The organism is Bacteroides sp. UBA939, assembly GCF_002293435.1.
Lineage (GTDB): Bacteria > Bacteroidota > Bacteroidia > Bacteroidales > Bacteroidaceae > Bacteroides.
The window spans coordinates 1-19741 of the sequence record NZ_DBDF01000099.1 but is presented as its reverse complement, the minus strand read 5'-3'; the positions used below and the strand labels follow the sequence as shown (position 1 = coordinate 19741).

Genomic DNA, 19741 nt, shown 5'->3' with positions numbered 1-19741 from the left:
GATGGAAGAACCGCTGGTTAAGATACACTATTGGTTATACCCCGTCTCATGGCTTTATGGAGCCGGGGTATACCTTCGAAATAAACTCTTTGACTGGGGAATTCTCCGGTCAAAGAGTTTTGACGTACCTGTGGTGTGCGTCGGCAATCTCGCTGTAGGCGGGACGGGCAAGACGCCGCACACGGAGTATCTTATCAAGTTGTTGCAACAAAAGGAGCTGAACGTTGCCGTGTTGAGCCGGGGATATAAACGGAAAAGCAAAGGATACATACTGGCCACTGAAAACACGAACGTAAAAAGGATTGGCGACGAACCATACCAGATAAAAGCAAAATTCCCCGATATTCGGGTGGCTGTAGACGAAAACCGCTGTCATGGTATCGAGCAATTAATGAAACTGGAAAACCCTACGGTAGATGCAGTGTTGTTGGACGATGCTTTTCAACACCGGTATGTAAAGGCCGGATTGAATATTCTACTTACCGACTTCTACTCTTTATTCAGTGATGACATGTTGCTTCCGGTAGGACGATTGCGTGAACCGAAAAACGGGAAAAACCGGGCGCATATTATAATCGTCACCAAATGTCCGGAAAACATCAAACCGATAGACTTCAACATCATCACCAAAAGGCTGGAATTATATCCATACCAACAATTGTATTTTTCATCGTTCAAGTATGGTACACTGACTCCGCTTTTCGGTGGGGAACGGCGTGCATTGTCTTCACTAAAGAAAGATGAACAGATATTATTAGTAACGGGAATTGCCTCCCCTACTCCATTATTAGAGAAACTGAAGGCTTATACATCCCACATTGATTTATGTTCATTCGACGATCACCATGATTTCAGCAATAAAGATTTGCAGGTGATAAAAGAACGTTTCGACCACTTGAAAGGAGACGAAAAGTTAATTGTCACTACCGAAAAAGATGCAACCAGGCTACAACACCATCCTGCATTGGCAGAAACGCTGAAACCATACTTATACGTCTTGCCGATTGAAATCGTTTTGTTACAAAATCAACAACATATATTTAACCAAAATATTATTGGCTATGTTAGAACTCATTCAAGAAACAGCTACTTACCTGAAAGGTAAGATGCGCACTCAACCTGAAACGGCAATCATCCTCGGAACCGGTTTAGGAAGTCTGGTAAATGAAATCACCGAGAAGTATGAAATAAAGTATGAGGAAATTCCCAACTTTCCGGTATCAACCGTAGAAGGACACAGTGGAAAACTGATATTCGGAAAGCTCGGCAACAAGGATATCATGGCAATGCAGGGACGTTTCCATTATTATGAAGGTTACTCGATGAAAGAAGTGACGTTCCCGGTACGTGTGATGCGAGAGTTAGGTATCAAGACACTGTTCGTATCCAATGCCAGCGGCGGCACGAATCCGGATTTCGAAATCGGTGACCTGATGATTATCACGGATCATATAAACTATTTCCCTGAACATCCGCTACGTGGCAAGAACATCCCGTATGGTCCACGCTTCCCGGACATGAGTGAGGCATACAGCAAAGAACTGATTAAGAAAGCTGATACCATTGCCGAAGAAAAGGGTATCAAAGTACAGCATGGCGTATATGTCGGTACACAAGGTCCTACGTTTGAAACACCGGCTGAATACAAGCTATTCAACATTTTCGGTGCGGACGCAGTAGGAATGTCTACGGTACCGGAAGTGATTGTCGCTAACCATTGCGGCATTAAGGTATTCGGCATTTCGGTGATTACCGACCTCGGTGTAGCAGGCAAAATTGTGGAAGTTACGCACGAAGATGTGCAGAAAGCCGCTGATGCTGCTCAACCTAAGATGACGGAGATTATGAGAGAACTGATAAACAGATCATAAATATATAGTAAAGACCGACAGGCAAATCATTCATTAAATAAACATGAGAACAGAAATTGCAACTCTCGGTGAGTTTGGACTCATTCGTCACCTTACTAAAGGCATTGAACTGAAAAACGAATCAAGTCAGTATGGCATAGGCGATGATGCTGCCGTACTCTCTTACCCGGCCGAAAAACAAGTCTTGATTACTACAGACTTATTAATGGAAGGTGTACACTTCGATCTTACTTATGTACCTCTGAAACATTTAGGCTATAAAGCGGCTGTCGTCAACTTCTCCGATATCTACGCTATGAACGGTGCGCCGAAACAAATCACTGTTTCGCTCGCACTTTCCAAACGTTTCAGCGTGGAGGATATAGAAGAGTTATATGCCGGTATCCGCTTGGCATGTGAGGAATATGATGTAGATATTATAGGCGGTGACACATCTTCTTCACTCACCGGATTAACCATTAGCATCACTTGTATTGGTGAAGCGAACAAAGATAAGGTAGTTTACCGCAATGGCGCCAAAGAAACCGACCTGATTTGTGTCAGTGGTGATTTGGGTGCTGCCTATATGGGGTTACAACTGCTGGAACGTGAAAAGTTAGCTCTCAAAGGTAAAACCGACATACAGCCCGATTTCTCCGGAAAAGAATATCTTTTGCAACGCCAATTGAAACCGGAAGCACGCCGCGATATCACCGAAATATTGGCGGAAGAAGGTATTCAACCCACTTCCATGATAGATATTTCTGACGGTTTATCTTCCGAGTTGATGCATATCTGCACGCAAAGCAAAGTCGGTTGCCGTGTCTACGAGGAACATATCCCTATTGATTATCAGACAGCCGTCATGGCGGAAGAATTCAATATGAACCTAACCACTTGTGCCCTCAATGGTGGTGAAGACTACGAATTACTATTCACCGTACCCATCACCGACCATGAAAAAGTTTCCGAAATGGAAGGTGTGAAGCTTATTGGCCATATCACCAAGGCAGAATTGGGTTACGCCTTGATTACGCGTGACGGTCAGGAATTTGAATTAAAAGCACAAGGTTGGAATCCGCTGAAAGGAGAAGCAATCGAAAATGCAGAAAGAAATGCAGAAAGTTAAGCAGAAAAACCAGTGATTTTTAACCTCATAGCTATTTATCAGCGCTTTTTATCTCCCAACCTCTTGCATAGTCCAAAAGTTTCACTACCTTTGCAACCGCAAAAGAGAAAGGTGCCATAGCTCAGTTGGTAGAGCAAAGGACTGAAAATCCTTGTGTCCCCGGTTCGATTCCTGGTGGCACCACCCAGAAGGGAAGTTAAGAAATTAGCTTCCCTTTTTTAGTTAAACTGAAATCACAGAAAGAATGCCTTAAACATATTGATTTACAGCATTTTACGATACATCTAAAAACGACGCAATCAGGTTAAACTGAAAAGTACTAAAAATAAGGAACGACCCACCGAGTGTGCAAAAAGTGTACATTGAAATTGCCGTAAATCCAAAAATATCCAGTATTTCCCGGATTCAATTCCAAATTTATCGCCTTTTTGCAGCATAAAGGATTGACCAATACCGAAATAGCTGAGAAGCTAAATACTACCAAAAGAAATGTCGAAAGCCAGTTAAGTCTTGCTTGAAAGAAATTCGAAAAGCTATTTCTGCATTCTTTTTCACTTTGCTTTAAAAACTTCATTTTTCTCATTGAGTTTTTCATCACTTACTTGTATAAATAGTAAAACGATAAAGAAACAATGATGAGTCCCCTTCAAAAAGTGCAATTTAGCACTTTTACCCCCTTTTAGAAGTACTTGTATGGCGTTAAATTCTGATAAAAAAAGACTTTTTGAAGTGGACTCAATGATAAATATTGAAATGCCTATGAAGTAAAAAGAACCGGAAAGCAGCTTGAGACCCTCTCTCCGGTTCTGAAATGTCGAAACTCATTAAAATGAATAGTAAAACGAAGTATCAACAATACAAATGTAATAAAATGAATCGAATAAAAGCAAATAAACAGTCATATAGAATTATCTTTTTGGTAATCTCCCTTTTCTTATTTTCAGGTGCAGTAGCGCAAAATGCCAATAAAAAAGTTACGATACAACATAAGAGTATTTCATTGAAAGAGACTTTTTCTCAAATAGAACAACAAACCGTGTACAGTATTGCTTATGAGCACTCCACACTGGATTTGGATAAGAGAATATCCTTATCGTTAAAAGATGCGGATATAGACAAGGCATTGAAACAAATCCTGAAAGATACAAATTACAGGTATAAAATTAACGGGTATCACATCATTATTTCCCTACTGAAAGGAAAAGAGAAAGCACAGAAAAATAAGCCATTAACCCAAACCATAAAAGGAATTGTGATAGATGAAGCGTCCGAACAACCAATCGCCTTTGCCAATGTGAGTATTGCAAACGGTAGTAATCTAGGAACAACAACCGACAGCTTGGGACACTTCATTATTCGCAATGTACCTGTCGGGCGATATGATATACAAACTACATTTATAGGCTACGAACCACGAACAATAGGAGAAGTAGTAATATCTTCGGCAAAAGAAGTATATCTTAAAATTCCATTGAAAGAGAATACTCTCTTATTGGACGAAGTAGTTGTCCGACCGAATATTGACAAGAGTTCAACTGTTAATACAATGGCGTTGACCGGGGGCAGAATGCTGACTGTAGAAGAAGCGAGCCGTTTTGCCGGAGGATTTGACGACCCGTCACGTTTGGTTTCTTCTTTCGCCGGAGTTTCTTCGGGAAGTATTAGTTCTAATGCGCTTGTTATTCGGGGTAACAGCCCTCAGTTTACTCAATGGCGAATGGAGGGTGTAGAGATTCCAAACCCTACACATTATGCAGACATGACAGGTTTAGGTGGAGGATTACTAACCGGATTGAGTTCCAACGTATTGGGTAATTCGGACTTTTACAATGGAGCTTTTCCGTCCGAATATACAAATGCTTTGGGCGGCGTATTTGATATGTCAATGCGGACAGGCAACAGAGAGAAACATGAACATGCCTTTCAGATTGGAGTTTGGGGAGTGGATGTAGCATCGGAAGGACCAATCAGTAAAGAACACGGTAGCTCTTACATTTTCAATTACAGATATTCTTTTTCCGGCATATCTGACGCAATAAATGGGGCGGATGAGGGATTGGATTATCAGGATTTGGCATTCAAATTGAATTTTCCCACTAAAAAGGCAGGGACATTTACCGTCTGGGGATTGGGTTTGTCAGATAAGGTTTTGCAGAAAGAAGTAGAGGATTCCGCTAAATGGGAATATACGTCCGATAAGCAAAAGTCTGATAATAAGTTTGCTAAAGGGATGTTAGGCATTGGACATAAAATCTATATCAATAGCAATACTTATTTGAAATCATCGCTCGCCACAACCTATTCAAAAGTACATGGCATAATAGACCAGAGGGATAAAAGCCTCGACTACCATCGAATGGCAGATGTAAAGAATAGTAATACCGACATTATTCTCAACTCCTACCTGAATAAGAAATTTGGAGAGAACCACACAAGCAGAACGGGCTTCACCCTGAAAAGGCTTAGTTACAATCTCAATTTTAACAGCAGTGATACACCGAGTCTATACGAACCCATGCAACAAATAGCCCAAGGAAGCGGTGTTGACTATGCCGTATCTGCTTTTACAAACTCAGTGTTCAGAATAAATAAAAACGTTGAAGCAAGCGTAGGATTGACAGGACAAATGTTCAGTCTGAACAAGAATTGGACAATAGAGCCACGAGCCAGTATTAAATGGCAGCTTCCTAAGCGACAGTCCTTAGCCTTTGCATACGGGCTTAACAGTACACGGGAACGGTTGGATTATTACTATATAAAAATTCCTGAAACAGGCAACCTGCTTGTTAATAAAAATTTGGATTTCAGCAAAGCGCATCACTTCGCATTGTCTTATGCCAAGAAAATATCAGATAATGTTTTCCTGAAGATTGAGCCTTATTACCAGTATTTGTACGATGTACCTGTTGAGCCTAATACTTCATTCTCTATCCTTAATTATAATGCTTATGGCTTAGACAAGAGATTGGTTAATGAGGGTAAAGGGCGAAACTATGGGATTGATCTTACTTTAGAACGGTATTTAAAGGATGGTTGGTATGGACTGTTCACAGGTTCGCTTTTTAAGTCCGAATATACGGGAGGCGATAAAATATGGCGAAGCACACGAATGGATCAACGGTTTATATTTAATGCATTGGCAGGAAAAGAATGGATTTTTGGAAAACAGAAACACAAGGTATTCAGTGCCAATATCCGGTTAACCTATCAGGGAGGCTTCAGATATACTCCGATAGATTACGATGCGTCGGAACATATACAAGGAATTGAAGAAATAGATTCAAGAGCATATAGCTTAAAACTGCCAAACTCATTTACAACTGACTTAACACTTCGCTACCGCATAAACAAAAAGAAAATAGCCCATGAATTTTCTTTTATGATTCTTAATGCCACCGGATTCAGGCAAACAGGCTATGCTTATAATCTTGAAACAAACTCCGTTGCAAAAAGAAGAAATGCACCGATAGTACCAAGCATTAGTTGGAAAATATACTTTTAAGCCCCTTCAGAACCGAAGTTTTAAGCTAAAGGAACATATCCCATACGATTTTCATCATGAGCAATACCAAAACCAGAATTAATATAGGGCGAATGATTTTCCGTCCATTCTTTATGGCAAGTCCGCTACCTATATAATGCCCGGCAATGGCACATAAAGCAGCAGGTATGCCTACGGCAAACAGTATTTTGCCCTCAATAAGAAACACAAACAGTGATGCGAAGTTAGAGGTCAGGTTTACAAGTTTTGCATTCCCCATGCTTGTTAGCAGGTCGAAACCTAAGACTGAAGAATAAGCCAAGATGAGGAAAGTGCCTGTTCCCGGTCCAAAAAAGCCATCATAGCCTCCAATCACGAAACCGATAATAGAGGATAAGACAATGAGCCTGGTTTTGGATAATTGTTTGGTGGTATTTTCCGATAACTTCTTCTTCTTTAAAACAACGACAGCAATTACCGGAACTCCTACAATAAGTACGTACTGCAATATTTTTGCATCCAAATAAATGGCAATCTCCGTGCCGATTGCCGACCCGATAAGGGCAAAGATAACTGAAGGTATGGCGCTCGTCAAGTTGTAGCTTTTATTTTTCACAAAGCGCATAGTGCTGAAGAAAGTACCAATACAACTGCTAAACTTGTTGGTACCTAAAGCAAAATGCGGCGATAAGCCGGCAATATTGTAGGATGGAAGTGTGATAAGCCCTCCGCCCCCAGCAATGCTGTCTATGAAACTGCCGATAAATATCAACGGGCAAATAACAATTAGTTGTTCAATATAATTCATATATGCATTTATAGACCTTTTTCGGGTGCAAATATAAGAATAAGGTATTGATATTTTGCAGGATTTTTGAGAGTATCAGAAAACAAACTACAAAGCCCATAACTAACAGAAATGAAGTAACTCAAGAAGTCATAAATATAATTTTGATGCTCTTTCCCTAAAATATCTCTCAAGCATTACTAACATCCCGCATTTTTGCTTATGTTTGTAGAAAAGTTAACTCTGCAAACTCACATGGAATTATTAGTATACAAAGCCTCAGCCGGTTCGGGAAAAACGTTCACACTTGCCGTAGAATACATCAAGCACCTGATACTGAACCCCAAAGCCTATCAACAGATACTCGCCGTAACCTTCACCAACAAAGCCACGGCCGAAATGAAGGAACGTATTCTGCAACAGCTATACGGCATCTGGATAGCCGACCCTGCCTCCGAACCGTACCTGAACCGTATCCGCGAAGACTTGCAACAGAGCAAGAACTTGCAGCAGAATAAAGACTTGCAACGAAATGGAGATTTGCAGCAAAACAGAGACCCACAACAAAACAAAAACTTTAAAGCCCTCTCCGAATCCGACATCCGTCGCGCAGCCGGAACCGCCCTTCAATACATGCTGCACGACTACAGCCGTTTCCGCGTAGAAACCATCGACTCCTTCTTCCAGTCCGTAATGCGCAACCTGGCCCGTGAACTGGAACTCAGTCCCAACCTCAACATAGAGCTAAACAACGCCGAAGTACTAAGCGACTCCGTAGACAGCCTCATTGAGAAGTTAACCCCCTCCTCCCCTGTCCTGACATGGTTGCTGGACTACATCAACGAGCGCATAGCCGACGATAAACGTTGGAACGTCTCCGACGAAATCAAACGTTTCGGCTGGAACATCTTCGACGAAGGCTACATAGAGCGCGGCAAAAGCCTCCGCCAACAACTGAAACAACCCGATACCATCAAGCAATACCGCAACCAACTGCGCGAAAAAGAAACCGAAGCCCTGGAGCAAATGAAAAGCTTCTACGACCAGTTTACCGGAGAATTGGAAGCTCACGCCCTTACTCCGGAAGACCTCAAAGGCGGCTCACGAGGCATCAGCAGTTACTTCCGCAAACTGAATGACGGACGCTTAACGGATAAAGACGTAGTAAACGCCACCCTGAAAAACAGTCTGGACGACGCCAGGAACTGGGCAACCAAGACATCCACGCGAAAGAACGACATCATCCACCTGGTAGAAACAAGCCTGCTCCCCCTGTTGCAGAATGCCGAAACATTCAGACCAAGGAACAACAAAACCGTAAACAGTTGCCGTCTGTCACTGCAACACCTGAACAAACTGCAACTACTCGCACACATCGACGAAGAAGTACGCGAACTGAACCGCGAACACAACCGCTTCCTGTTGTCCGATACCAATGCATTACTCCACAACCTGGTGGGCGACGGCGACTCCTCATTCGTATTCGAGAAAATCGGCGCCAGCATCCGCAACGTAATGATTGACGAATTCCAGGACACCAGCCGGATGCAATGGGACAACTTCAGAATCCTCTTGCAGGAAGGTCTTTCGCAAGGAGCCAACAGCCTGATTGTGGGCGACGTAAAGCAATCCATCTATCGCTGGCGAAACGGCGACTGGGGTATATTGAATGCGCTGGGAACGAAAGAAACACCCTTCCCTTTCCCGGTGCGGGTGGAAACTCTAAAAACAAACCGGCGAAGCGAAACAAACATCATCCGGTTCAACAACACCCTCTTCACCGCGGCAGTAGAATACCTCAATCTGCTCCACCTGAAAGAATTGCAGGAAGACTGCCGCCCATTGCAACGCGCCTACGCAGACGCCACCCAAGAATCTCCCAGGACAGAAGCCAAAGGCTACATCAAAGCCACCTTTCTGGAAGCGGACGAAGAACATAACTATACCGAACTTACCATTATCTCCCTGGGCGAAGAAGTACAGCGGTTACTGGAAGCCGGCGTAAAGCTGAATGATATCACCATTCTTGTACGCAAGAACAAGAACATTCCCCTTATCGCCGATTACTTTGATAAAACGATGCATCTGCCCATTGTTTCGGACGAAGCATTCCGGCTGGACGCCTCGCAGGCATTATGTATGCTGATAGATGCCTTGCGTTATCTTTCCAATCCGGAAGATAGGATAGCAAGAGCTTCATTAATTACGAACTACCGGTTACAAAGCACGGATTGGGACAAGCTATTCACCGCTTCCCCTGAGGCAATGCTTCCCGAATCGTTCGTCTCCCGCATGGAAACCCTCCGCCTGATGCCGCTATACGAACTGCTGGAAGAGTTATTCAGCCTGTTTGAAATGCACCGGATTGAAGAACAGGATGCCTATCTGTTCTCTTTCTTCGATGCGGTGACGGATTATTTGCAAAACAACTCTTCCGATCTCGACGCTTTTATCCGTCATTGGGATGAAACATTGTGCGGCAAGACCATCCCCAGCGGAGAAATGGACGGAATTCGCATTCTTTCCATTCATAAGTCAAAAGGATTGGAGTTCCACACAGTCCTAATCCCCTTCTGCGACTGGAAACTGGAGAACGAAACCAACAATCAGTTGATATGGTGCTCTCCCACCGAAGAACCGTACAATGCGCTCGATATTGTTCCGGTCAACTATTCGTCCACAATGGCAGAGTCCGTATACCGGCAGGACTATCTGGACGAACGCCTGCAACTCTGGGTGGATAATCTGAATCTGCTTTATGTAGCTTTCACCCGTGCCGGAAAGAATCTTATATTCTGGAGTAAGAAAGGACAGAAAGGAACCATATCCGAGCTACTTGCCAATGCCTTGGCACAAGTCTCCGCCCGTGAAGACAATGAGAATTGGAACGAAGAAGAACCTTACGAAAGCGGAAAGCTCTGCCCGTCAGACAAAGAATCCTGTCCGGCGGAAAGTCCGGGAGCAAGTTCGGCAGAAAGTCCGGGAGCAAGTAGTCAAACGGTAGCCTCTTCTCCACGAACTCCAGTCAATCGCCTTTCGCAGAAACCGGAGAAACTCCCCATTCACATAGAAAGCATGCGGCACGACATCGAATTCCGCCAATCGAATCGTTCGGCCGATTTCATCCGTGGAGTGGAGGAAGAAGAGTCAGACAGTCGCTTTATTCATCGGGGACAATTGTTGCATACCCTCTTCTCTGCCATCGAAACAGAAAAGGATATTGATAACGCCATCCAACAACTTGTTTTTGAAGGTATCATCGGCACGCCCGAAGCAGAAAAGGAAATACAGGAACTAACCCGCCATGCTTTCTCTTTGACTCAGGTACAGGATTGGTATTCCGGCGAATGGCTGCTTTTCAATGAATGTGATATCATCTGGCAAGAAAACGGTGAACTGCGCACACGCCGCCCCGACCGGGTGATGATGCGCGGTAACGAAATTGTTGTTATAGACCTCAAATTCGGAAAACAGAATAAGAAGCACAATAAACAGGTGCAGGAATATATGCTGTTACTTACCAACATGGGATATTCCAAAGAGAATATAAAGGGATTTCTGTGGTATGTGGAAGAAGATTTAATAATTAATATAAGTACCTCATAATAATTAGTTTGTAGTATAAATGATAATGCATCAGTTGAAAGCCCCAATCAGGTTACTTCGCAATACAAGTAATTTCTTAGACGCAGATAACTCGGATGACGCGGATCTCTTTTTACCTTCCGGATGAGTTAAGATAGCGCGGCATTTAAAATCCGCGGCATCCACATTATCTGCGTCTGAAAAATCGCTTGCATTGCGAAGCCATTCAAAATTTATAATTCAAAATTACGAAGCTCCGCTTCGCTTACTTGACCCCTCATAATATGCAAACATTCCTTCAATTAGTTGCCCAAGACCTACACCAAAAGATAGGAAACGACTTGTCACGAGTTGCAATCGTATTCCCAAACAAGCGTGCCGGTCTGTTCTTCAACGAACATCTGGCAGCGCAGAGTGACCGCCCATTGTGGTCGCCTGCATACATCAGCATCAGCGAACTATTCCGCCAACTCTCTCCCTGGAAGTTGGGCGACCCTATCCGTCTGGTATGCGAACTCTATAAAGTATTCCGTGAAGAAACCCGCAGCGAAGAAACATTGGACGATTTCTATTTCTGGGGCGAATTGCTTATCAGCGACTTTGATGATGTGGACAAGAATCTTGTAGATGCCAACCGGCTCTTCTCAAACCTGCAAGACCTGAAAAACATTATGGATGATTACAACTTCCTCAATGCAGAACAGGAAGAAGCCATCCGCCTGTTTTTTCAAAACTTCTCCATCGAACGGCGAACGGAACTCAAAGAGAAGTTCATCTCTCTATGGGATAAGCTGCGAGATATTTATCATCATTATCGTAGCAACCTTGCAGAACTCGGTATCGCTTACGAAGGCATGATGTACCGCCAGGTAATGGAAGAGCTTCAACCGGAAAAGCTGAAATACGACCGTTACGTATTTGTCGGCTTCAATGTGCTGAACAAGGTAGAAACCGAATTCTTCAAACGCTTGCACGACGCAGGCAAAGCGCTGTTTTACTGGGATTATGATATCTTCTATACCCGCCTGCCTCAGGAGAAAACGCCGCCTTACACCCACGAAGCCGGTAAGTTCATTATCCATAACCTGAAGACTTTTCCAAATGAACTACCCGAAACGGTATTCGATGTATTACGGACTCCCAAGACCGTGCGTTTCATTTCCGCACCAACCGAAAATGCGCAAGCACGCTATTTACCGGAATGGGTACGTTCAATCTTGCAGGATTCATCTTCTGAAGAAACTCCGTCTTTTCAAGAAAAAGAGAATGCAGTAGTACTTTGCAATGAAGCTCTTCTACTGCCTGTACTTCATTCAATTCCGGCGGAAATAAAGAATGTCAATATCACTATGGGATTTCCCTTAGCCCAGACACCCGTATATAGTTTTATCAGTGCGCTGATTGAATTACAAACAAACGGATATCAGGCAGGGACGGGGCGATACTTGTATGAGGCTGTCCTGTCCGTGCTTAAACATCCTTATACCCGCCGGCTATCCGCTTCCGCGGAAATATTAGAAAAACAACTAACGAAAGACAACCGCTTCTATCCATTACCTTCCGAATTAGGACAAGATACTTTTCTGGAACTGCTATTCACCCCGCAAACGGGCATTTCTTCTCTTTGCCAATACCTTACAACGATGCTGCGGGAAGTATCCGTACTCTACAGGCAGCAGGAAGAAACGAATGATATCTTTAACCAACTCTACCGGGAATCATTATTCAAAAGCTACACGCTTATCAACCGCCTGCTCAATCTTATAGACAGCGGCGAACTGACTTTGCAAGTCGATACCCTGAAACGTTTGCTATGTCGCCTGCTTGCCACTTCCAATATACCTTTCCATGGAGAACCCGCCATCGGTATGCAAGTAATGGGAGTACTGGAGACACGTAATCTCGACTTCCGTAACCTTATTATGCTTTCGCTCAACGAAGGACAGTTGCCCAAAGCAGGTGGAGAATCTTCTTTCATCCCCTACAATCTGCGGAGGGCTTTCGGCATGACCACCATCGAACATAAGAACGCTGTCTATGCTTACTATTTCTACCGCCTGATACAACGCGCCGAAAATGTCACCTTATTATATAATACCTCTTCGGACGGAATAAATCGTGGAGAGATGTCGCGCTTTATGCTGCAATTCCTTGTCGAATCACCTTACGACATTTCACGCGAATATCTGGAAGCCGGGCAATCACCGCAAAGTAACAGGGAAATATGTATTGAGAAAACGCCGGAAATCATTACGCGAATGTACAATCGCTATGATGTTACCCGGCATCCAAAGGCTATTTTTTCTCCTTCCGCACTCAATGCATACCTGGATTGCCGGCTGAAGTTCTACTACCGTTATGTGGCAGGCTTGAAAGCTCCCGATGAAATCAGCGCTGAAATAGACTCTGCACTGTTCGGGACTATTTTTCACCGTTCCGCCGAATTGGCATATGAAGCCCTGACCGTCCGTGGAAAAGAAGTACGGAAAGAGGACTTGGAACAACTGCTACGCAATGATATAAAGCTACAGGATTATGTAGATGCCGCTTTCAAAGAGATTTTCTTTCACATCGCCCCTGCCGAAAAATCGGAGTATAACGGTACTCAGCTTATCAATGCAAAAGTAATTGCATCATATCTCCGCCAATTGCTGCGTAATGATTTGCAATATGCCCCGTTTTGTATGGAGGGGATGGAAAAGGAAGTGACCGAAACTATGATTATCAATACGCCGGTGGGAAAACTTTCTTTAAACATCGGCGGTACCATCGACCGCATAGACAGCAAAGAAGATACTCTGCGCATTGTAGACTATAAAACCGGAGGTAGTCCCAAAAATCCGGAGAACATAGCGCAACTGTTCACCCCTGCCGAGGGACGTCCGAACTATATCTTCCAAACATTTCTGTATGCCGCCATTATGTGTCGTAAACAATCGCTGAAAGTAGCGCCTTCCCTGCTCTATATTCACCGGGCGGCTTCAGAGACTTATTCGCCCATCATCGAAATGGGTGAAGCCAGACAACCTAAAATACCGGTCGACAACTTTACATTCTATGAAGATGATTTCCGCGAACGGTTACTAAACCTGTTACAAGAGATTTACAGTTATGAAGAACCTTTCACTCAAACGGAAGATACGAAGAAGTGCGAATATTGTGATTTCAAAGAATTGTGTAAGCGATAGAAAAGGAAAGCTGTTTGCAGAGGTCATTCCAACCTCTCGCAAACAGCTTTCTAATATTATCGGATTAAAATCTTCCTACAGGAACCAACGAACGTAACAGAAATCCTGACGATGTGGCAAGTCTGCACTCTTCGGGAACATACGGTAAGCTACTTTAAAGCTACCTGCGTTCTCCAATTTATGCCTTACCTGGAAAGTATAGAGGTTACCGTCTTTCTTCACTACACTGAAAGGTTCAACAGAATAAACGTATTGTTTGCCGTCCGCAGCCGTGTAAACCGTTACCAGTTCAATACCGATAGCATCCGTCAGACCTTTCTCATCAATCACATAAGTAATGGTGTATTCCTTACCACTCTCTATAGAACCATGAGCCAGTTCTTCAGCCTTATCAAAAGATACTACTTCAATATCATCCCACTTAGACACAACTTCCTCTTTCCAGGCTGCTATTTCCTTAGCTTTGGCATTGTCGTTGGCCGCCAACGCATGGAAACGTTTAGCCAGCTTATTATAGTACTTGCTGAAATAGTCGTCAAGCTGACGTTTCATTGTATAGTGCGGAGCTATCTGTGCGATAGAATTCTTAATGGTTTTCACCCAACCTTCAGAGTATCCTTTTTTATTGCGTGCATAGTACAACGGCAGGATTTCTGTTTCAAGGATGCTATAAATTGTAGCGGCATCCAACTGGTCTTGGTGTTCTTGATTCTGATAAGTACGTTTTTCGGTCAACGCCCAGCCTGCACCTTCACGGTAGCCTTCCAACCACCAACCGTCGAGTACGGAGAAGTTTACCACACCGTTCATCAGAGCTTTTTCACCGGAAGTACCGGAAGCCTCAAGCGGACGAGTCGGAGTATTTAACCAGATATCCACACCGGACACCAGGCGGCGCGCCAATTGCATATCGTAGTTTTCCAGGAAGATAATCTTACCCAGGAATTCCGGACGGCGGGAGATTTCAATAATTCGCTTAATCAAGTCTTGTCCTGCGCCATCGTGAGGATGAGCCTTACCGGTAAACAGGAATTGTACCGGATAATCAGGATTATTCACAATCTTGGACAGGCGGTCAAGGTCAGTGAACAGCAAGTGCGCACGTTTGTATGTAGCAAAGCGACGACCGAAACCAATCAGCAAGGCGTTCGGGTTAATCTTATCCAATAAGGAAACAATGCGTGAGGGATCACCTTGATTCTTCAACCAAGTTTCACGGTACTGCTTGCGGACATAGTCTATCAGTTTATTCTTCAATGCCATACGAGTTTCCCAAATCTTTTCATCGGGTACATTATGAATGGCATTCCAAATCTTCGGATTAGACTGGTCATACAAGAAGTTCTCATTAAAGTTGTCTGCATAAAGGCTCTTCCATTCCGATGCACACCAAGTTGGGAAGTGTACGCCATTCGTTACATAACCTACATGCATTTCTTCAGGAAAATATCCTTTCCAGATAGTAGAGAACATTTCCTGAGAAACTTTTCCGTGCAACCAGCTTACACCGTTTACTTCCTGGGATGTATTGCAGGCAAAAACCGACATACAGAAACGTTCGTTCTTGTCACCCGGATTATTGCGTCCAAGGTCCATCAGATCGTCCCAACTGATACCCATCTTAGCAGGATAACCACCCATATATTTACCAAACAGTCCCTCGTCAAAGTAATCATGACCGGCAGGTACCGGAGTATGTACCGTATATAAGGAAGATGCGCGTACCAATTCAATAGCCTGATCATAGCTCAAACCTTCTGCTACATAATCACAGATACGTTCAACATTGATTAATGCCGCATGTCCTTCGTTACAGTGATAAACGTCTTTCTTGATACCCAGTTTCTTCAACGTCAGCATACCGCCGATGCCAAGCAAAATTTCTTGCTTAAAACGGTTTTCCCAATCGCCACCATAAAGTTGATGTGTAATAGGACGGTCAAATTCACTGTTCTTCTCATTGTCCGTATCCAACAGATAAAGAGAGATACGGCCCACATTCACGCGCCATACAGAAGCATAGACATAATAATCCAGATAAGGAACTTCGACAACGATCTGATTACCATTCTCGTCCAATACACGGTCGATAGGCAACTGTCCGAAGTTCTGAGCTTCGTAGTTAGCAACCTGCTGACCATCCATGGAAAGCGTCTGAGTAAAATAGCCATAACGATACAGGAAGCCTACCGCGCAAAGGTCAACATTACTGTCGGATGCTTCTTTCAAATAGTCTCCGGCAAGAACACCCAGACCACCGGAATATATCTTAAGGACTTGATTTAAACCGTACTCCATGCTAAAATAAGCAACAGAAGGACGTTTCTTATCAGGTTCCGCATCTACGTACGCTCTGAAGTTAGTGTATACGTCGTTCATTCTTTTCAGAATAACTTTATCTTTTGCAAGTGCTTCAAGTTTAGCATAACTCATTCGTTCCAGCAAAAGTACGGGATTGTGTCCGACTTCTTTCCAAAGAACAGGGTCAAGGTCTCTGAACAACTCGGTAGCTTCATTGTTCCAGGACCACCAAATGTTACGTGCTAATTCTGACAAATTCTCCAATTCGGTTGGGATATGAGATTTCACATTCACATCTTTCCAATTAGGAGTGTTTACATTGCTAACTTTAATCTTCATTCTATATATTTGATTGATTAATGATTCATACTCTTTAGCCTAACCGGCGCTCCATCGCATGACGAAGGGCATGGTCGTAGGCTTCGTAATAATACTTAATAAAATGTTTCCATAATGCCTGCTCAGCCACCTGGCCGGCACGCTTGCGTATTTCTTTCACTTCGGCTTCACTCTTTGCCGAAAATGCAGAAATAGTGTCCTTAATGCCGTCAGCCACTTCGGAATAATTATAATCCGAACGGTGAAGCACTTCTACACCATCATTAATACCGTGCTGATTCTTCAAACTGTTTACCCAACGTCCGAAACCGGCAAGATCTGTCGTAATGGTGGGAACGCGGAATGCCACGCTCTCCAACGGGGTATATCCCCACGGCTCGTAATACGACGGATAGACGCTAAGGTCTTCTCCCAATATCAGGTCGTAATACTCCTTATTAATAATGCCATCCTTACCATCGAGATAGCAAGGAACAAAAATAATTTTCACCTTATCCTCAGGACGGTTGCCCATACCCATGTATTTCAGCATATCGAGCACCTGGTCGTGTGTCATGTTATGCAACCAATGGGTTATAAAAGGTACTTCCAACGGAGTATTATATATTTCTCTACTCTTAAGGCGTTGCTGCAAGTCCTTACGGGCATCGCCTACCCAACCGGGTACGTTTATAAATGCCAGCACATTCTTCTCTAAATGTTTATCACGGTTCAGGCGGTTCAGCGCTTCAAGGAAAACATCAATTCCTTTGTTCCTGAATTCATAACGCCCGCTGGTACCTACAATCAGCGTATCATCATCCAAATCCGTCCCCAACAAACAATTTGCAACACGCAGCATTACAGACCGTGCACGTTTACGCTTTCCGGTAAATGTAGCACCTTTCGGTACGAAATCATCCTCAAAACCGTTCATCAATACTACATCGGCAGGCTTGTCGAGCAACTCTTTGCACTCATTGTTTGTGATTTCACTCACAGTTGTAAAGCAATCCACGTAGTGTGCAGTCTGTTTTTCAATAGAGTGTTTAGATTCCACGTTGAGTTCTTGCGCCATTTGGTCGCCGTTATAGGCAAAGAGATAGTCGTAAAGCGGCTTATTATTACCGGCAATAGAGCGCCCGATTGATGTGGCATGTGTAGTAAAGATGGTAGCTATTTCCGGTACGGCCGCTTGCAGGTAAAGGGCTCCCATGCCGGTCATCCATTCATTTGCCTGATAAATTACCTTATCCGTCTCAGTCAAATTATAACGGTAGAAACTCTCTACCACCTTTCCGGCAGCGTACGAAAACATGGACGCTTCATCATAGTCGCCATACGCATGCAGTGAATCCACTTGATAGTGGTTCCACATCTCCGTATATATCTCATTTTTTTGTGCGAAAAACGGTTGGAAGTCAACCAATATAACAATAGGATTACCGGGAATGTTCCAGCGTCCTACACGAACGAAGAGATTTTCTTTTTGAGCCGCATACTTTTTCCATTCTGCATACAGATTATCCGACTCGGCAAACAAAGGATTCTCTTTTCCTTGCCGGAAATCGGGTCCGATGAAAAACAATCTATCATGAAAATTAGTCTGCAAGATATTAGCCCGCGTGGACAAAACCGTATAGATACCTCCAACCTTATTACATACTTCCCAGCTTGACTCGAAGATGTAGTCGGGGGTTAACCGCTCATTAGTCATATTATTATCCAAATCCTTAATTACTTAATACCGGGCGCAAAATTACACATTTTTCTTTGATAATTAGCCTACTAATTGAAAAAACAATGAAATATGTATAAACAATCGTTTGCGAAATAGTTCTTTTAAACTTCTTTATATCTCACATAGAGTTAGTGTAAATGAACGGTAAACGTCGTAGTTCCTGTGTTTGCAAGAAAGCTCTTTGCCTGATGTAACAAGAGGTAAAATCTACAGTTCGCCAAGAAAAGCAAGGGAAAGGCTTCCTTTACCATGGCTTCAGTATCCCCGCGAAGAGAACGAGGCAGCAAAGGTGCTCCTCCTTGCTTTGTCGGAGAATGTGGCGAAAGTGATTCAGCGGAATCTTTAATTCCATTTATAATGTACGCGCGCGTATGCGTGCGTGCACGCATACCCAGAGTTTTCACATCCTACCCTCACGCCCTCACTCTTTCTCTTGTATCCTTTTGTTCATCGGCGTTTGGACAGGTGAGGGTAAGGGTGAGAGTAGAGTGAGGGTAAGGGTTACTCTCACTGTGCGCATATATGTGGTTGCAGAAGTTGCTCATTTAGTGGGGTGTATCCTTGAGTATTAATAAGGATATGAGTGCTTTTTAAGAAACACTTGTGTGGCTCGCGCAGAACACTTGTGTTCCGTAAATGTAATACTTGTGTTTCATAAATGCAATACTTGTGTTCCTCAACTGTAATACTTGTGCCCCTCGGATTCCTGATTTTGGGCTGCACGGGATATAGATGGTTCGCGAACGGGATATAGGCGGTGCGCGCACCATCTATATCCCGTGTTTTCACCATCTATATCCCGTTCGCGAACCACATATAGGCGGTGAAAGTACCATCTATATCCGGTGAAAACACATGATTTTGAGGGTATGACTATCCTGCATTATTCATAATGGCAAAGCTAAAGCCTCGGAATTCATCTCGTGAGACTATAAAATTCATCTCACGGGACGAAGAAATTCATCTCGTGAGATGAAAAAATCTGTCCCGTGGGACAAATTTTATAGTCTCATGAGACAGATTTCACAGCCTCACGAACTTATCACGGTCAACAGAATAGCCTTTATATGATATGCTTATCCCGTCTAAATAAGATTTTGGTGCGCTTGCCCCAATTATTTCACGCCAATTCGCCAATATAACTCGTTGTTATTGAGCAGGTTAATTAATCATTTGATGATGTGTTAAAAAACATAACTCATTATTCGCATTATTCAAAATTTATTTTTATATTTGCGACATCACAGTTTGGTGTCAGACATGTTAACAGAAAGTGGTTTGTTTATTCCACATTTATTAGAGTTGTAGAGTTTTGTTGCTCAATACAGTATGAATTGGGTACATACAAAACAATAGATACC

Annotated in this window: 9 protein-coding genes, 1 tRNA gene and 1 pseudogene; 8 read left to right on the top strand and 3 right to left on the bottom strand. The window is 43.3% G+C overall.

The features are described 5' to 3' along the window. Window position 1: 1 nt before the first annotated feature. The 6 genes and pseudogenes from lpxK (at window position 2) to B2Z67_RS07005 (ending at window position 6481) form a co-directional block, all read left to right on the top strand. On the top strand, window positions 2–1105 hold the full coding sequence (gene lpxK, locus B2Z67_RS07030) for a tetraacyldisaccharide 4'-kinase (RefSeq protein ID WP_291529109.1): 1104 nt from the start codon (window positions 2–4) through the stop codon (window positions 1103–1105). Next, the gene (locus tag B2Z67_RS07025; RefSeq protein WP_291529108.1) at window positions 1062–1871 is read left to right on the top strand and encodes a purine-nucleoside phosphorylase; all 810 of its coding nucleotides are present in this window, start codon (window positions 1062–1064) and stop codon (window positions 1869–1871) included. The genes lpxK and B2Z67_RS07025 overlap by 44 nt, the downstream gene beginning before the upstream one ends. A 43-nt stretch (window positions 1872–1914) precedes the next feature. Then, window positions 1915–2979 carry a thiamine-phosphate kinase gene (gene thiL / locus B2Z67_RS07020; RefSeq protein WP_291529107.1) on the top strand — a complete coding sequence of 355 codons (1065 nt, stop codon included), beginning with the start codon at window positions 1915–1917 and terminating at the stop codon, window positions 2977–2979. Between the two features lie 110 nt (window positions 2980–3089). Further along, window positions 3090–3162 (top strand) — tRNA-Phe (locus B2Z67_RS07015). A 248-nt stretch (window positions 3163–3410) separates the two neighbouring features. Further along, window positions 3411–3544, top strand: a pseudogene (locus B2Z67_RS07010) (RNA polymerase sigma-70 factor); the annotation flags it as partial. A 306-nt stretch (window positions 3545–3850) separates the two neighbouring features. Further along, complete coding sequence (locus tag B2Z67_RS07005; RefSeq protein ID WP_291529106.1) at window positions 3851–6481, top strand: TonB-dependent receptor; 2631 nt, start codon at window positions 3851–3853, stop codon at window positions 6479–6481. Window positions 6482–6506: 25 nt separating this feature from the next. On the opposite strand, the gene B2Z67_RS07000 is transcribed toward B2Z67_RS07005, so the two are convergent. Further along, complete coding sequence (locus B2Z67_RS07000) at window positions 6507–7268, bottom strand: TSUP family transporter (RefSeq protein WP_291529105.1); 762 nt, start codon at window positions 7266–7268, stop codon at window positions 6507–6509. Between the two features lie 234 nt (window positions 7269–7502). Between B2Z67_RS07000 and B2Z67_RS06995 the strand changes: the two genes are divergently transcribed. Further along, the gene (locus B2Z67_RS06995; RefSeq protein WP_291529104.1) at window positions 7503–10853 is read left to right on the top strand and encodes a UvrD-helicase domain-containing protein; all 3351 of its coding nucleotides are present in this window, start codon (window positions 7503–7505) and stop codon (window positions 10851–10853) included. Window positions 10854–11116: 263 nt separating this feature from the next. After that, complete coding sequence (locus tag B2Z67_RS06990) at window positions 11117–14020, top strand: PD-(D/E)XK nuclease family protein (RefSeq protein ID WP_291529103.1); 2904 nt, start codon at window positions 11117–11119, stop codon at window positions 14018–14020. Window positions 14021–14095: 75 nt separating this feature from the next. Here the strand turns inward: B2Z67_RS06990 and B2Z67_RS06985 are convergent, their stop codons facing one another. Both B2Z67_RS06985 and B2Z67_RS06980 read right to left on the bottom strand, forming a co-directional pair. Continuing rightward, window positions 14096–16660 (bottom strand): glycosyltransferase family 1 protein, encoded by a 2565-nt coding sequence (locus B2Z67_RS06985; RefSeq protein WP_291529102.1) that lies wholly within the window; start codon window positions 16658–16660, stop codon window positions 14096–14098. 34 nt (window positions 16661–16694) lie between these two features. Continuing rightward, window positions 16695–18356 carry a glycosyltransferase gene (locus tag B2Z67_RS06980; RefSeq protein WP_291529101.1) on the bottom strand — a complete coding sequence of 554 codons (1662 nt, stop codon included), beginning with the start codon at window positions 18354–18356 and terminating at the stop codon, window positions 16695–16697. Between the last annotated feature and the right edge of the window lie 1385 nt (window positions 18357–19741).

Coding starts and splice junctions, on each gene's coding strand:
- lpxK (WP_291529109.1), top strand. CDS start 2: ATGGAAGAACCGCTGGTTAAGATACACTATTGGTTATACCCCGTCTCA.
- B2Z67_RS07025 (WP_291529108.1), top strand. CDS start 1,062: ATGTTAGAACTCATTCAAGAAACAGCTACTTACCTGAAAGGTAAGATG.
- thiL (WP_291529107.1), top strand. CDS start 1,915: ATGAGAACAGAAATTGCAACTCTCGGTGAGTTTGGACTCATTCGTCAC.
- B2Z67_RS07005 (WP_291529106.1), top strand. CDS start 3,851: ATGAATCGAATAAAAGCAAATAAACAGTCATATAGAATTATCTTTTTG.
- B2Z67_RS07000 (WP_291529105.1), bottom strand. CDS start 7,268: ATGAATTATATTGAACAACTAATTGTTATTTGCCCGTTGATATTTATC.
- B2Z67_RS06995 (WP_291529104.1), top strand. CDS start 7,503: ATGGAATTATTAGTATACAAAGCCTCAGCCGGTTCGGGAAAAACGTTC.
- B2Z67_RS06990 (WP_291529103.1), top strand. CDS start 11,117: ATGCAAACATTCCTTCAATTAGTTGCCCAAGACCTACACCAAAAGATA.
- B2Z67_RS06985 (WP_291529102.1), bottom strand. CDS start 16,660: ATGAAGATTAAAGTTAGCAATGTAAACACTCCTAATTGGAAAGATGTG.
- B2Z67_RS06980 (WP_291529101.1), bottom strand. CDS start 18,356: ATGACTAATGAGCGGTTAACCCCCGACTACATCTTCGAGTCAAGCTGG.